We start from the raw sequence: 15,716 nt of genomic DNA, 5'->3' as shown, positions 1-15,716 counted from the left end.
ATACATTCACTACTATAATCACGAGCGAATCAAACTAAAACTGAAAGGGCTGAGTCCTGTTCAATACAGAAATCAGCCCTCCTATGTATAACTAACAAACTGTCCAACTTTTTGGGGTCAGTTCAGAGAGCTGCCTTTTTTGTTGGGCGAAAGATTAAATCTTGTCGTGCAATTGGTGCCCCTCGTTGTTGAAACGATTGGAAAGTTAGACGCGACGAGATTTTTTATTCGATTGAATCGCCGCCTTGCGGACTGGCTTATTCGATGCACGGGTTACGACTTTGGTTTTCTTGTCGGAAGCGGCAATTTTACTTTTGCCATGTGCTTTACTGACGACGGCGATTTGCAATTCAAGTTTTTGACCTGCATTGAGTTGGTCGCGACGTAATTTGTTCCATCCTTTGATGTCTGCAACACTTACTTTATATCGCTTGGCAAGCGATGCCAAAGTGTCCTTGCGTCCCACTTTTACGAGGATTTTCTTGGTTCCAGATCCGGCTTTTTCGATGTTCAGTTGAGCTTGTTCCGCTATATGTGCGGGGATGTTTTCATCGGAAGCGTTTTCCAGTTTGGGAACAAGAATTGTCGACCCAGCTTTGACGACTGTTTTGGCGGGAATAGCGTTTACTTCGCGCACCACATCCGCTTGGTAGCCAAATCGTGATGCAAGATTTTCTACCCGTTCAGATTTGTTGATGTTCAGAGTAGTCCACGAAGAAAACGGTCCTTTCCAGTTGGCGAAATTATTCTCGAAAATACTTAGCTTTTCAACCGGCAAAAGAATGGAAGTGTTATTCCCTCCTGTAATCACAGGACGATTGAATTGAGGATTAAGTGCCTTGAATTCGCTAACGGGAATGTCTGCTAATTTCGCCGCTAAGTCTACGTCTATATCTTTTTCTTTTTTTACGCTGGTGAAATATGGAGAGTTATCCAAGCGTGGTAAATTGAGACCATATTGTTCTGGATTGCCAATGATGTTCTTTACTGCTTGAAGTTTCGGTACGTAATTTTTGGTTTCGGCCGGCATTCGTGCAGATAGGCTATCAAAGTCAATCGGCAGGCCCATTGCTTGTTGACGCTTGATTGCACGCTGTACCGAGCCTTCACCCCAGTTATATGCCGCAAGTGCTAATTGCCAATCGCCAAACATATTGTAAAGTCGTTGCAAATAATCGAGCGCAGCTTCCGTCGAGTCGAGAACTCCACGACGGTCATCTTTGAACATGCTTTGCTTCAAATTAAAATCTCGACCAGTTGCAGGCATGAACTGCCACATTCCAGACGCCTTAGCACTCGATACTGCCTGTGGATTGAAGGCGGATTCGATAAAAGGCAGGAGTGCCAGATCTGTTGGCATCCCACGTTTTTCTAGGGCTTCGACAACATGATATAAATAACGCGATCCGCGTTGAATCGTGCGCAACAGGTAATCTGTACGCGAACTATACCAATCGGTTTGATAGTTGACGAGCTTGTTATCGAGGTTGGGGATTGCGTAGCCGCTTCTAAGGCGGCTCCATAGATCTGATTCAGTAATATCGAGCATTTGATCCAAAGAAGGTTTCTCTTGATCTTCTGCTTTGACCTCAACTACAGGTTTGTTGAGTTCAGGGTTTGATAGACTCTTGCTGAGCTTAAGAATGTCTGTCGTGTCAGATTGGGCAAGTGCCGGCTGATTCGCTAAAACAGCAAATACTGAACTAATCGCTAGGGCACAGAGTCTTAGACGCATAGATTTCTTGAAGTAGGGAATTGCTTAGGGAAGCAAGCATTCATTGAAGGACATCGAAGTGTACGCAAAGCTGGGTTTCATGGTCAAGCGAATTAGTGTAAAAGCGCGTGCGTTTAGACATTTAGGCTTAAATGTATCCGCATGGAAATTTTCCTCCCTTATTTCAAGATAGAACTGAGAAGTGACAATAAATTGAAAACCTAGTCCTCGTGCGGTCATGGGGTTAAGATACGACTCGAGCAAGGTTCGCGCCCTTAAATTATGGGCATAAAGTTGTTGGTGCAAGTTCGGATAAAAAGAAAGTAGAGGAGAAGAGATGCGTCAAACAAAACTCAAAGCTGTGGTGGTTTCTGCAGGACTCGTCATTATGATGTGTTCGTCCGCTTACGCGGATACTTTGATTGTGAATGCAAATGGCTACACGATCGATCGCACTAGTAAATTGATACAGTTTGATGCCATGGTCTTTAATGACCAGGGCAAAGTGGTAGTGACTGGCGATGGAAAGAAATTGCGCAAGAAATATGCGTCTGCAAAGCTTATCGATTTGCAGGGAAAAACAGTATTGCCTGGATTGATCGATGCGCATGGGCATGTGTTTGAACTCGGAATCGCAGCAAGTCAGCTGAGCCTTCGTGCGAGTGCTAATTTGGAGCAAGCACAAAAAGCGATTGCCGAGTACGCACAGAAATATCCGCAACATCAATGGATACTAGGTGGAGAGTGGAATCAAGCAATTTGGAAATTAGGGCGTTTTCCTAATGCCGCGGAAATTGATGCTGTGTTGAAGGACCGTCCTGTGTGGTTGCGCCGTGTTGATGGTCATGCGGGTTGGGCCAATTCGGCTGCGATGAAACTAGCGGGTATTTCGCGTGACACTCCAGATCCCCAAGGTGGCAAGATAGAACGTGATGCAAATGGTAATGCAACAGGAATTTTTGTTGATAGTGCAATGTCCTTAGTGGAAAAGGTTTTGCCTGCTAAGAATGAGAGCGAAATGCGAGCGGCGCTCGACGCTGCGATGGCGCAATTGCGTAGTGTTGGTTTGACATCGGTACATGATGCAGGGGTTTCCAAAGAAGATGATCATTTGTTTCGTGAGTATGCGAAGCAGGAAAAATTAACGACTCGAGTTTATGGAATGATCAGTGGAGTCCAAGGTTTCTTTGATGAAGTTGCCAAAAGTGGTCCATTGAATTCTTTCGCCGAAGATAAATACGCACTGCGTGCCGTGAAGTTGTACTCTGATGGTGCATTAGGGAGTCGCGGTGCTGCATTGCTCGCTCCATATAGCGACGCACCTCATACGAAGGGCCTACTTTTCGTTTCGAATCAAGAAATGCAAACAATGGTTGATAAGGCCGCATCACGAGGCTATCAAGTGAACGTGCATGCGATTGGTGACGCTGGTAATCTACAAGTCATTAATAGTCTCGCAGCGCTCAAAGGGAAGAATAGTGCGACGGTGCTGCGCCACAGAATTGAACATGCTCAGGTGCTACAACTGAGTGATATTCCACGATTGAAAATGAGCCACATTATTCCGTCAATGCAGCCAACGCATGCGACTTCAGATATGAATATGGCAGAGGATAGAGTTGGTAAGCAACGCCTAGAAGGTGCTTATGCATGGCGCACATTCTTGAAACAGGGATCACGCATCGCTTGCGGCTCTGATTTTCCTATCGAGAGCCCGAATCCATTTTGGGGTATTTACTCGGCGGTGAGCCGTCAAGATTTTGATCAAAAACCGGAAGGTGGTTGGCATGCTGAACAAGCGATGACGCGTCTTGAGGCTTTCCGATGCTTTACACTCGATGCGGCTTATGCCGCAAACCAAGAAAACATTTTGGGCAGCCTTGAAAAAGGGAAGTGGGCTGACTTTATCGTGCTTGACCAAGATATTTTTAAAGTGCCAGTGAAGCAGATCTACCAAACGCAAGTCCTGCAAACGTGGCAGGCTGGCAAACAAGTTTATGCAAAATAAACTGTTAGAAAGTTAGATGAAAGAGCGAGCATTAGCCTCGCTCTTTTTTTGCCCTGAAGGACTAAGCCATACAAAATACATTGAGCTTGTTGCCGTCAAGGTCTCGGAAATAACCCGCATAAAATCCCGAGTCCCCCCGAGGACCTGCAGGGCCTTCGTCTTTACCCCCGAGAGCTAGCGCTTTTGCATGTACGGCGTCAACTTTGTCTCGACTGTTGACGATCAATGAGACCATGGTTCCATTACCAACGGTGGCAGCTTGTCCATCGAAGGGTTTAATGATGCCGAGTGATGGTTGTGTCGGGCTAACTGCCCAAGCGATGAATCGATCTGACTCCATGAAGCGAGAAGCACCGATCACAGCAAGTAATTCATCATAAAATTTTGCCGCTGCATCGTAATTATTGGTGCCTAGGGTAACGTATCCGATCATATTGCCTCCTTATGTTGTTATTTACTGCTCGTGAATATGGAATTGTAACTTTGCGAGTTTGGCATACACACCGTCTAAAGCGACTAAGCTTTGGTGATTGCCCACCTCAACGATTTCACCGTGGTCCAACACCAAGATGCGGTCCGCGCGTTTTACAGTGGATAATCGATGAGCAATGATGAAGGTGGTGCGGCCTTGCATCGCTGTTTCTAAAGCTTGTTGCACTAGGCGTTCGGACTCTGCATCCAGAGCACTCGTGGCTTCGTCGAGCAACATGAGACGTGGATTTTTGAGTAAGGCACGTGCAATTGCAATTCTTTGTTTTTGGCCACCGGATAAACGTACACCACGTTCACCTAAGAAAGATTGGTAGCCTTCAGGAAGATGTTGAATGAAGTCATGAGCAGCGGCCATTTTGGCTGCATGCATGACCTCTTCATCACTTGCATCATGACGTCCATAGCGAATGTTTTCCATGGCGTTGGCCGAGAAGATCACGGTATCTTGTGGAACGATACCGATAGTGGAGCGGAGTTCATGGAGGCGTAAATCACGAATGTTTACACCATCAATCGCAATGCTTCCCGATTGCGGATCGTAGAATCTCAGTAGTAATTGGAATAGCGTAGTTTTCCCCGCACCAGATGAGCCTACAAGTGCGATCGTTTCGCCTTCTTCGATATCTAGATTGATTTTGTTTAGGGCCGGTGTTTGTGGCCTTGAAGGATAAAAGAATTGGAGATCGCGAATTTGCACCTTCGCACCATGTCCTCTGGTTGGAGGTAGTGTTGAGGCATTATTTGGTTCAGTGATGGGTGATTGCACAGACATCAGCTCCAGCAGGCGCTCTGTGGCCCCTGCAGCTCGTTGTGCATCACCTAGCACTTCGGAAAGTGCACCAATGGCTCCTGCTACGATCGACGCATACAAAATAAACTGACCCAATTTGCCACCGCTCATCTCGCCGTTGACAACGGCATGAGCGCCAAGCCAAAGTACGAACACGATTGCGCCGAAAATGAGCAAAATGGCGACCATGGTCAAAAGTGAGCGTGCACGAATACGACGCATCGCGGTGGTAAAAGCATTCTCAACCGAGCTTGAAAAACGATCAGCCTCGATTTTCTCATGAGTGAACGCCTGCACAGTAGGCATCGCATTTAGGATTTCACCTGCCACTGCGGATGCATCGGCGATACGGTCTTGCGAGTCCCGTGAAAGTTTGCGCACTCGACGTCCAAAGAAGACGATGGGAAGCACAACTAAAGCAAGCATCACAATGATGATTGAAGACAGCATCGGGCTCGTGACAAATAACATGATCAAACCGCCTAAGAATAATAGGAAGTTGCGAAGCGCAAGGCTAATGCTGGTGCCAACTACAGTTTGAATAAGAGTTGTATCGGTCGTGAGGCGTGAAAGTACTTCACCTGTTTGTGTGGTTTCGAAAAACTCTGGGCTTTGATTGATGACGTGCGAATATACCGCATTGCGTATATCGGCCGTGACCCGCTCACCTAGCCAAGAAACCATATAAAAACGCGCGGCCGTAGCGATGCCCAACACTACGGCGACAGCGAATAGCGCTAAGAAAGTGAGATTGACGTTTTGTATGCCATTGCTACCATTTCCAATCTTACTAAAGCCCAGATCGATCATCTGCCGAAATGCATAGGGGATGGTCAGTGTGGCCATGGCAGCGACCAATAGCGCTATACCTGCCAGTGCAAATTGTTTTCGATAAGGGTGAAGAAAAGGAAGTAGGCCTTTTAGCGTGGACAAGGTACTCTGCTGGCTTGCCGCTTGTTCGTTATTGGGGGTGATTGCCATAGGATTTGGAATTTCTTTCAGAGTTTTTGCGCCAGTCAGTTTGCTAGTGTATTGTGTCATCTTTTATAAGATATTGCTGAAGCATGTGCGTCCAAAACCATCTGTTTCAAGTCAACAAAATTAGTTTTTTGGCGTTATTACTCTTAATACAATCTCACTTTTCAAGAAAATGCAAAATCAAGTTCATAAATTAATAAGTTTCTTAACTCTGATTGCTTGCACTCTGTTGTTGTCAGCCTGCGCCGGAACTATGCGCGACATTCGCGATTGCAAACAGGGTGACTGGGTGGTTATCGGTCAAAAAGATGGAGAAGCAGGATCGGTTGCGAAGTTTGAAGATCGTCGTGATTTCTGTGCTCATTATGATGAAGGAAAAATAAAGAACGAATCCGCATCACAATACCAAACGGGTTGGTCGGCAGGAAATTATCAATTCTGGAATCGAATCGGGTTGGCCGATGGTCGAGCACCGCGCCCACAATCATTTTATGCGCAGCAGGTAAGTACAGAAAAGATCATCAAGAATAAAACACCATTGAATCCCGCTGCGTATGATGTAGGCTGGAAAGCTGGGAATGCCGACTATTGGTTTGGGATCGGGGATCAAGACGGAAGTGCCGCAAAAAATGCAGATACTGAAAAAGAGCGCGCGCAAAGTAGTGGTGACATTACCTTTAATGCTGACGCATATCGTCAAGGTTGGAGTCGCGGTAACGAAGCCTATTGGACGCGATTAGGATTCGAAGATGCGCATAATGGTGTCAGTGATAAACAGTTTATTGATCATCAGAAGCGTGCACAGCAAACTAAGTTGTTTGTACGTGAGAATGCTTATCGCCAGGCTTGGGATCAAGAGATTGTCGAGTATTGGAAACGCGTAGGCTGGGCCGACGCAACAAGTGGTTGGGACGTGTATATGCGACGTATTGATGCTAAGAAGCGCGATCTGAAATTCAGTGAAGCCGAGTATCAAGCGATGTGGGAAAAGCGCCTACAACAATATTGGACTGATGCAGGGCATGACGATGGGTTCGGGCAGCCGAATCGCTTCGAAGAACGTAATGCTAATGCGCGTAACGATAAGCTTTTCGTTTTGGCACGTTCGAGAGATGACTATATGCAGGCGTGGTATGCAGAAAATGCACGCTACTGTAGTCCACAAAATGCATTTGAATTTGGACGACGCTCCGCTTATTTCGCCTTAAATGTATGTGGTCAAAACGTGCAAGGCAGAGCGCAACACGGCTATGTTAGTGGCGAACGTTACGAGAGTGTGATGCGAGAGAGAGCGCGTGTTGAACGTGACTTGAGTAGCACTATCGATAGGCGTAATGATACCGACGATAAACTACGTCGCTTAGAAAAAGAGATCAAACGCGATCAAGATAATAAAGATCGCCCACGCAACGATGAAACAGCAAGGATTGATAAGAAACGCGAACAAGATCGCGCCGAGTTAAGTCGTTATATTCGTGACCTGAATCGCAAGATCGATGACTTAGAAATGTGGCGGCATCGTCATATTGAACAGTTAGAGCAAATTATGCGATCACTCTAATCTTAGATCGTGTTTTTCAAATTGGCCTCGTTTTCCTGATATGACGGAACGCGAGGCCTTTTACTTTATTCGGCTACTTATCGATTTCGTCCTAAGTGCTGCAGAAAGAATGTCTCGTACTTCTTATGCCAAGCTTTTGGCTTCACGGCACCACCCATACCATGTTCTCCATCGGGGTCTAGGAATAAATCCACTAAGCTTTCTTTGCCGTTTTCTAGCAGTGCACGATATACATTGACAGTGTCTTGGAATAATACATTTGGATCTTGCATGCCGTGCACCAGCATCAATGGTTTTTTCAAACCAACCGTAAGCGGTAGAAGCGAATAACGGCGCAAGTTCGGCTTATTACGATCAACTTTGCCAATCGTTCGTCCACTGTACCAGCTATTGTAGTTTTCCCATTCTGTTGGCCCCGCACCAGCAATACCGGCTGCAAATAAATCGGGACGGGTGTACATCGTGTACTGAGTTTGGAATCCGCCAAAACTCCAACCCGTCAATCCGATCCGTTTGCGATCGACGCCTAGTTTAGCGTCCATGTATTTGACCAAATCTTCCAGGTCCTCGCTTTGCGGCAGACCCACTTGTTCCCAGTTCGCATCGGAAAACTTTCGGCCGTAGTTCGAGTGTCCGCGCGGATCGACGGCAACCGTAACATAGCCGTGCTTTGCCGCCATATACATGCCAAACTGATAGGCCGTCGCCTGGAAACTATCGGTTTCAATAATGTGACGATCACCTAAGGGACCGCCGTAGGTGTAGACAATCGCAGGACGGTTGTCCGATGAGCTCCATTGATTGGGCTTAAACACGTACGCTTGGATCTGGTCGCCATGACGATTCGTAAAATGAAAGCGCTCTGGTTGAATCAAGTGGACTGCGTTCCATGCCGGGTCATGGCTTTGCGTCAAAGTCTGTTGTTGGTATTGTCCGTTTTTCTGAGACTGAACGTCGATTAGTTTTAATTCTGGCGGAGTCGACCATTGACCCGCCACACTAGCGATTTTGTCACCATTTTCGGTGACTGCAGTGGTGCGATGAAAATCGGCAGTTTTTCCAAAGCTTGTCATTGCGCCTGAGCTAAGTTCGACTCTAAAAACATTCATCGCAGCGAAGTCGTCGCGGTTCGCTAGCACAAACATGAAGCGGCTGTCAGGTGTGAAACCCACAATTTGATGTGCTTCAAAATCACCTTTCAGAATGCTGCTCGCCTCGCCGCTGCTGGTGTTGATGCGGTAAGGTTGGCGATAAGCTTGTTCATCAAGTACCGCGATCAGTTGTTGGCCATCAGGCGTAAATTGCGGAGCCACTACATCGACGACCTCATGACCAACATTGCCACGCCGTTCGAATACCATCTTGGGTTTGCTATTGCTCTCTGTTTGTCCAACATAAATGCGAAGTAACTCCTTTTCACGTTCCCAAGTCGAGAATGTGTATTGGGTGCCATCTTTGCTAAAACTCACGCGACTCATTTCAAACCAAACATCGCCTCCATCGTTGGTAAAGACAGGATTCGGTTGACGCATCGACTCATCGGACACGCGACGAATATACAATGCCGTCGCTGGGACATTACGTTTGTCATCAGAGACTTCACGCCCGACTTTTTTGGCGGTAGCGAAGCGTTCAGAATAATTCATGATTTCAACTTGACGCCCGCTTGGTGCTTTGGATGGATCAGCAGGACCGGCCGTGGCTGCAATGGCCATCCATTGTTTATCCTCACTTAAAGTAGTGCTGCTGATGGCGTATTTTTTTTCAACATCATCAGCGTGGATTAGTTCAGGATTGAGCTGGCGCAATTGACTTTTATTGAAATCAGTTTGATAGATACGCTTGTCATCCATGTACAAATAACCGCTGTCATTTGCGCTGTAGGAAATGATGCGCTCGGCTTTATCTGTCTTGGTTAATCTTTCAAACGAACTACCGTCCATTTTTTGTCGGAATAAGTCGCCACGATATTGGAAAATCAGCTCATTTGATTTTTTTGCCCAGACGAGATTGTCGACACCAGGATACAAATCGTTGGCCTTTAATTTTTCTTTATTCAGCTTCTTTTTGAGTTCGTCGCGTAGTTCCCATAACTCTTTTTCAGTCTCTTTTTTATCTTTGTTGGCAACAGTTTCTTTTTTTGTCTCAGTTGTTTTGCTAGCTTCAGTATCCAATTTGGATACGTCTGCAGTTTTTGCTTTTTCTTGTTTTAATGCCTCTGACGCTGCTTTCTCTTTTGAGATCTCTGCATCCTTTTCAGCTTTGAGTGCAGCATCTTTAAGTTTTTTCTCAGCGAGCTCCTTTTTTAGGACGTCGATGGCTGCTTCTTCCCATTGATTTAAATTGACTTTTTCACCCCTCAGGTAGGCAGCTTGGGCCTCGGCTTTCGCTTGCCGTTCTGCCAAGTCGGTTTCTTTTTGTTTGAGTTTTTTATCGAAACGATCCCAGTCTTCGGGTGCATCGACATTTCTCATGATGGCGGGTGATGTAATGCGATGGCTCTTGCCGTTTTGCGTATCGTAGATGTAGAGGTCGCTACCTTCCTCATTAAAGGGGTTCCATAGGTAGGCAAGATAACGGCCATCTTCGCTGAATCGCAGCTGTCTAGCCGTTTTACCCATATAACTTTTTGCGCGGAACAATTGCTCTAAGCTGAGCTCATTTGCTTTTAGCTTTTGCACAGCAAGCTTGTCGGTAACGATTCCTTCCGCTGCGACCGCATGTGCGCAAAATTGAATACTGCTGCTAAAAATTAGTGCGATGCTGATGGCAATTATCCGTTTTTGCATATCATCCCTTGGTTTGTTGGGTTTCGGAGAGTGTCCGTTTTTGTTTTTAAAATATGCCACCATAGACCATGGCAAGCATATTGAAGTTCATCGATCTCCCCTAATTTTTTGCAATGGTGAAGATAAAAAAATTTGACCGTCAAAAAAAGACCGACTAGATCACTCAACTACAGTAAAATTTTGCTTTGTTTTTAGAAATCTCGCCATAGCGATGTGGCGGGTTGTTTTATTTTACTTTTTGAGAATAACGTATATGCCCGGTGCTAGCCTTTTAACTTTACTCGACGATATTGCGACAGTGTTGGATGACGTTGCCCTCATGACGAAAGTTGCTGCAAAGAAAACGGCAGGTGTGTTGGGTGATGATCTGGCTTTGAATGCAGAGCAGGTCAATGGTGTTCGTGCGGAACGGGAATTGCCTGTGGTGTGGGCCGTTGCCAAAGGGTCACTGAAAAACAAAATGATTATCGTACCGTTGGCCCTACTGCTAAGCGCCTTGGCGCCATGGGCGATCATGCCACTGTTGATGTTGGGCGGCGCTTATTTGTGTTTTGAAGGTTTCGAGAAACTCGCTCATAAATTCCTGCACTCGGAAGCTGAAGAAAAGGCAGAAGAAGCAGAGTTATTGAAACAGGTCGCCAGCGACGAAGTCGACCTCGTTAGCTATGAGTCGGATAAGATTCAAGGTGCGATCCGTACCGATTTTGTATTGAGCGCTGAGATCATTATTATTACTTTGGGTACCGTCGCTGAATCGGCATTTTCAACCCGCTTAGCAGTGTTGGCAGGTGTGGGCTTGATTATGACGGTAGGCGTATATGGTTTTGTTGCTTTGATCGTGAAACTCGATGATATGGGCTTTTATTTGTTGCGCAATAAGAGTGATTCTTTGTGGCACAAATTACAGCGAAAAATTGGTGATGGTTTCGTCGCTTTTGCACCATGGCTTATGAAAGCTTTGACAGTGATTGGCACGGTCGCGATGTTCATGGTAGGCGGCGGCATTTTGACCCATGGCGTCCATGCGATCGGGGATTTCTCTCATCATTTGGTTGAGGCGACATCGACTATTGCCTATCTTGGTTCTGTATTAGGTGTATTGATTCCTGCTTTCGTTGATATTGTTGTAGGTGTTATTGCCGGTGCTTTAGTGTTGATTGCTTATCAGCTTTATGATCGCTTTTTAGCTCCCATCTTTAAATTCAAGAAGCCTGAGTAAGTCGTCTATATAAGTCGCCTAGAGCTTGCGCTGCTTCGTACTTTGGTCACCAATAGTCGTGCTTCGTCGCGACCTTGGTGATCAACAAGTGTTTTTCCCTTATCCTTGTTTATGTGGCTTCCTGATATCGTTTAAGTGATATCGGATGCTTGATAGATTCCGTCCGTATTCTTGGGAGTACTTATGATAGAGATAGTCGTCGATGCAGTACAGAAGTCTTACAGTACAGTGCAGGCAGTGCGTGGTCTGAGTTTTAGGGTCAGTCCAGGGAAAGTATTTGCTTTGTTGGGGCCTAACGGCGCAGGTAAGTCTTCGCTCATTCGCATGTTGGTGGGATTAACAAAACCAGACGCAGGATCGATCACGGTGCGCATTGACGGTGAAATTGTTGATTCCTTACCTGAAACTAGTTTTGCCTATTTGCCTGAAGATCGGGGCCTTTATCCAGACAAATCAGTTGTGGAAAACTTGACTTATATCGGTAAGCTTCGCGGTTTGAGTCGTCAGCAAATCAGCGAAGAGCTAGCGCACTGGTTACCGCGCTTTGATTTACAAGATAAAGCCAAAGACAACTTGAGTAAGCTCTCAAAGGGTAACCAGCAGAAAGTGCAGTTGATCAGTTGCTTAATTCATCATCCTCAACTACTGGTGCTTGATGAGCCATTTTCAGGTTTAGATCCAGTGAATCAAGAACATGTTTTGACCATATTGAATGAGTTGCGTCAAAGTGGGACCACCATCCTCTTAAGTGCACACCAAATGGCTTTGATCGAGCGCTTAGCCGATGAAATGCTATTACTTAACAAAGGACAAGAAGTTGCGCTCGGCAATTTGAATGAAGTGATTGAGCAGTTGAGCCCTCGCAAATTGTATGGCGTTAGTTTTGTCGAGTTGCCCGAACGGGAAAAAATCGAAGCTTGTGGTGCGGTCCAAAATGTCGAAATTAATGACAAGCAAGTCTTAGTTGAGATTCGCGATGGATGCACTGTTAATCAACTGCTGTCAGAACTAATGGCAGTCGGTCAGTTGATTGACTTCGGACACCAGCGTCCAAGTCTTCATGATCTATACCTTGCTGCCGTGCAGACCCACAATGCATCACAAGCACCCCAAGTTGTACAAACTCAAATCGCTGATTTAGGAGTATGAGATGAACCTCTGGACCATTGCAGTATTTGAATTTAAGCGTTATTTCAAATGGAAACAAGAAATTATTTCTTTGGCCCTAATGCTTCTCGGTTTTGGTTTCTCCGTCGCTTGGCCAATGGTTAAAGGCTTTCTTGATAAAGATTATCAAGTTGCGGTATTCGCGGAAGGAGTGATGCCGAAGATTGAAGGTTTTCAATTCAGCCAATTGGGAAATCAAGGTCAGGAAGAGGTGCTGAAAAACCTCGGTGGTGCATGGCATGCAGTCATCACGATCGATAAAGATCAAGTGCAATTGACTGTCAAAGAAAAAGCGAGTTGGCAGGGAAAACTGAAGACAGGCCTTAAGAATTGGCAGCAACAACGCTTGATCGCTGCCTTGCCTTTGGATGCGCAACAGAGAAAAAGCATTACTGATTTACCTGAGGTTAATGTTCGAACCTTAAAAAAGGAGAACAAAGACGACAACGAACGTGGCAGGGATATTTTGAGTGGAGCTCTTTTATTTTTATTGGTTATGGGTGTCTTCTCAGGTTTTGGATATCTGTTTACTGGTATAACGAGCGAAAAACAAAATCGTGTCACCGAACAGCTATTGACCCTGATTACACCTGCGCAATGGATACAAGGGAAGATTTTAGGGATCTCGCTGTTCTGTCTAAAGACCATGCTCAGTTATGGAATTATCTTCTTTGTGTTTATTAATGGAGTCGCAGCATTTAGCGGTAAAGGTGATTTATCTCTTCCAATATCTGTTTGGGAAGTGATAAGCGATCTTGTGTTCATCGGATTGGGATTGTTACTGGTGAATAGTTTTATGGCTGCATTTGCGGCGACGATTGATGATCCCAATCATTCTAGTCGTAGCATTATGATGTTCTTACCTGCCGTACCGGTCGCCTTGGCATATAGTGGAATTGATAATGCTGAAGGAATGATGATGCAAGTGTTGAGTATCTTTCCTTTAACCTCTTTTGCAGCGATGCCTTTGCGCATGGCCCACACCGAGGTGCCTTTATGGCAATGGGCGATTTCTTTAAGTCTGTTAGTTGCGTGCTTGTGGTGGTTTAAATCTGCCGCTACGAGAGTATTTACACTCGGTATTCGCATGTATGGGAAAGAGCCCTCTTGGAAGCAGATGTTTGAAGCATTTTTGTTTCCGATTAAATCTATATGAGGCGGTGAGGGTCAAGGTTTAAATGTTGTACTGATAGCTCAATACCGAAAAAATGACTGCTGTCAAAAAAAGCCCAAATGCATCGCACTGGGCTTTTTTTATATTCTTCAATCAGGCATTTTGTATTTTTTTCGTTCCGCTCGAAAATCAACGGTCACTGATGCTTTATCGATAATGTCGATTGCATTCTGCAGCAGCTCGATGGCACCATTAAAAAAAACAGGATTTACTTTATCAGCAGTGTCGCTGGGCTTATGATAATCGACATGATCTTCTACGCCAAAATACAAGTGAGGAATGCCCGCTGTGTAAAACACATAATGATCAGATTGGTTGGTCCAATCGTTAGTCCCTTGCTCAGGGCGATCGTGATCGAATTGCAATTGGATGCCGTAACGGCCATTTAAGTCTGAAAGCAAAGTTCTAAACGCAGGTGTTTGGTACGAGCCACTGGCAAATAGAACATTCTTGTCGCCTCGGGCGATCATATCAAAATTAATATTGGCCACAATTTTATTGAGTGTAATCGTTTGTTGCTTGATGAACGCTGCAGCCCCTTTTAAACCGATCTCTTCCCCATCAAAAAAAGCATAAACAATATTGTTCGTCGGCGTTTTATGTTTAAAGTATTCTGCAACAGCGATTACGCCTGCGACTCCGGAAGCATTGTCGTCTGCACCGAAGTAAATTTTTTGATTGTTGACTCCGAGGTGATCATAATGAGCTGATACCACAATGTAGTCTGCTGAAGTCGTTTTCCCTGGCTGGCAAGCAATTACATTTCTGCCAATGCTTTCACTTGTGTTGCGCGCTTTGACATTGAATTCTGTAATAAATTGACTGGAACATGGTTTCAAACCGATCTCAGCGATTCGCTTGAGTATGTAATTACGAGCACGTTCACTTCCTTCAGTTCCAATGCCGCGGCCTTGCATCTCAGCACTTGCGAGCGTCTGCAAATCACGCATCGCTTGGCTTGATGGTGCAGTTTGCTTGAGTGGAGCAGCATGAAGTGTGCTGCTAAAAAATAAGCCCAGGAGAGCAGTCGCAAATGGCATTTGAAATGGAATTGGTCGCATAGAATATAAAAAAAAGTTGGTTTCGCGACTGTCGTTGCGAAAGCAGAAAAGCCTGTGATCATAGACCACAGGCTTTTCTGTTTAGTTCAGAAATTTCTTGGAATTAGCCGAGGTTCGCTGTTGCGAAATCCCAGTTAGCCAATGCCCAAAACGCTTCTAAGTATTTTGGACGTGCATTACGGTAGTCGATGTAATATGCGTGTTCCCACAAATCGCAAGTCAACAATGGTGTATCCGTTGTTGTCAATGGTGTTGCAGCATTTGATGTGTTGACGATGTCTAATGTGCCGTCGGCTTTTTTTACCAACCAAGTCCAGCTAGAACCGAAATTGCCAACACATGATTTGGTGAATGCGTCTTTGAAAGCGTCGAAGGAACCCCATTTCGCATTGATGGCATCTGCCAATTTGCCACTTGGAACGCCGCCACCATTTGGTTTCAAACCGTTCCAATAGAAAGTGTGGTTCCAGATTTGCGCTGCGTTATTGAAAATACCTGCGGAAGATTTCTTAACGATTTCTTCGAGCGTTGAGTTTTCGAACTCGGTACCTTTGATCAGGTTGTTGAGGTTAGTCACATAAGTTTGGTGATGCTTACCATAGTGGTATTCCAGCGTTTCTTGTGAGATGTGTGGTGCTAACGCGTCGATTGCGTATGGCAGAGCTGGCAAAGTATGTTCCATGATCGTTCCTATCAAGAAGTGTCGCGCCAACGGATGTTGGCACGGCGTTACCGTTTATGGGGAATAAAACTGCAAACCGAC

Annotated in this window: 12 protein-coding genes; 6 read left to right on the top strand and 6 right to left on the bottom strand. The window is 45.5% G+C overall.

Features of this window, described 5'->3' with window-relative positions:
- Positions 1–91, top strand: a 91-nt coding sequence (locus H8K36_RS16975) for an IS3 family transposase (RefSeq protein ID WP_186917702.1), incomplete at its 5' end; no start/stop codon positions are given.
- A 114-nt stretch (positions 92–205) separates the two neighbouring features.
- On the opposite strand, the gene H8K36_RS16970 is transcribed toward H8K36_RS16975, so the two are convergent.
- Positions 206–1,735, bottom strand: a complete 1,530-nt coding sequence (locus H8K36_RS16970) for a transglycosylase SLT domain-containing protein (RefSeq protein WP_230404763.1) — start codon at positions 1,733–1,735, stop codon at positions 206–208.
- A 316-nt stretch (positions 1,736–2,051) separates the two neighbouring features.
- Here H8K36_RS16970 and H8K36_RS16965 point away from each other — a divergent pair, with 316 nt between their 5' ends.
- Positions 2,052–3,722: an amidohydrolase gene (locus H8K36_RS16965; protein WP_186917701.1), complete on the top strand. Its 1,671-nt coding sequence runs from the start codon at positions 2,052–2,054 to the stop codon at positions 3,720–3,722.
- A gap of 61 nt (positions 3,723–3,783) precedes the next feature.
- Here the strand turns inward: H8K36_RS16965 and H8K36_RS16960 are convergent, their stop codons facing one another.
- Together H8K36_RS16960 and H8K36_RS16955 are read right to left on the bottom strand one after the other, a co-directional pair.
- A complete protein-coding gene (locus H8K36_RS16960) occupies positions 3,784–4,155 on the bottom strand; it encodes a VOC family protein (RefSeq protein ID WP_186917700.1) in 372 nt (123 codons plus the stop codon).
- Between the two features lie 21 nt (positions 4,156–4,176).
- Positions 4,177–5,985, bottom strand: coding sequence for an ABC transporter transmembrane domain-containing protein (locus H8K36_RS16955; RefSeq protein ID WP_186917715.1), 1,809 nt, complete (start codon positions 5,983–5,985; stop codon positions 4,177–4,179).
- A gap of 250 nt (positions 5,986–6,235) precedes the next feature.
- Here H8K36_RS16955 and H8K36_RS16950 point away from each other — a divergent pair, with 250 nt between their 5' ends.
- Positions 6,236–7,543 carry a DUF2799 domain-containing protein gene (locus H8K36_RS16950; RefSeq protein ID WP_186917699.1) on the top strand — a complete coding sequence of 436 codons (1,308 nt, stop codon included), beginning with the start codon at positions 6,236–6,238 and terminating at the stop codon, positions 7,541–7,543.
- Positions 7,544–7,620: 77 nt separating this feature from the next.
- Here H8K36_RS16950 and H8K36_RS16945 read toward each other — a convergent pair whose 3' ends face one another.
- On the bottom strand, positions 7,621–10,332 hold the full coding sequence (locus H8K36_RS16945) for a S9 family peptidase (RefSeq protein ID WP_186917698.1): 2,712 nt from the start codon (positions 10,330–10,332) through the stop codon (positions 7,621–7,623).
- A gap of 253 nt (positions 10,333–10,585) precedes the next feature.
- Here H8K36_RS16945 and H8K36_RS16940 point away from each other — a divergent pair, with 253 nt between their 5' ends.
- The 3 genes from H8K36_RS16940 (at position 10,586) to H8K36_RS16930 (ending at position 13,874) form a co-directional block, all read left to right on the top strand.
- Complete coding sequence (locus H8K36_RS16940) at positions 10,586–11,551, top strand: DUF808 domain-containing protein (RefSeq protein WP_186917697.1); 966 nt, start codon at positions 10,586–10,588, stop codon at positions 11,549–11,551.
- Positions 11,552–11,734: 183 nt separating this feature from the next.
- Positions 11,735–12,700 (top strand): ABC transporter ATP-binding protein, encoded by a 966-nt coding sequence (locus tag H8K36_RS16935; RefSeq protein WP_186917696.1) that lies wholly within the window; start codon positions 11,735–11,737, stop codon positions 12,698–12,700.
- Between the two features lie 79 nt (positions 12,701–12,779).
- Complete coding sequence (locus H8K36_RS16930) at positions 12,780–13,874, top strand: ABC transporter permease (RefSeq protein ID WP_230404772.1); 1,095 nt, start codon at positions 12,780–12,782, stop codon at positions 13,872–13,874.
- Between the two features lie 107 nt (positions 13,875–13,981).
- Here the strand turns inward: H8K36_RS16930 and H8K36_RS16925 are convergent, their stop codons facing one another.
- Positions 13,982–14,731, bottom strand: coding sequence for a M20/M25/M40 family metallo-hydrolase (locus H8K36_RS16925; RefSeq protein ID WP_186920459.1), 750 nt, complete (start codon positions 14,729–14,731; stop codon positions 13,982–13,984).
- A gap of 325 nt (positions 14,732–15,056) precedes the next feature.
- Entirely contained in the window at positions 15,057–15,635 is a 579-nt protein-coding gene (gene sodB / locus H8K36_RS16920; protein WP_186917693.1) for a superoxide dismutase [Fe], read from the bottom strand.
- Between the last annotated feature and the right edge of the window lie 81 nt (positions 15,636–15,716).

The organism is Affinundibacterium nitidum (genome assembly GCF_014284155.1).
Lineage (GTDB): Bacteria > Pseudomonadota > Gammaproteobacteria > Burkholderiales > Burkholderiaceae_D > Undibacterium > Undibacterium nitidum.
Note: the sequence above shows the minus strand (reverse complement) of the source record. Positions and strands in the feature narration are given on the sequence as shown.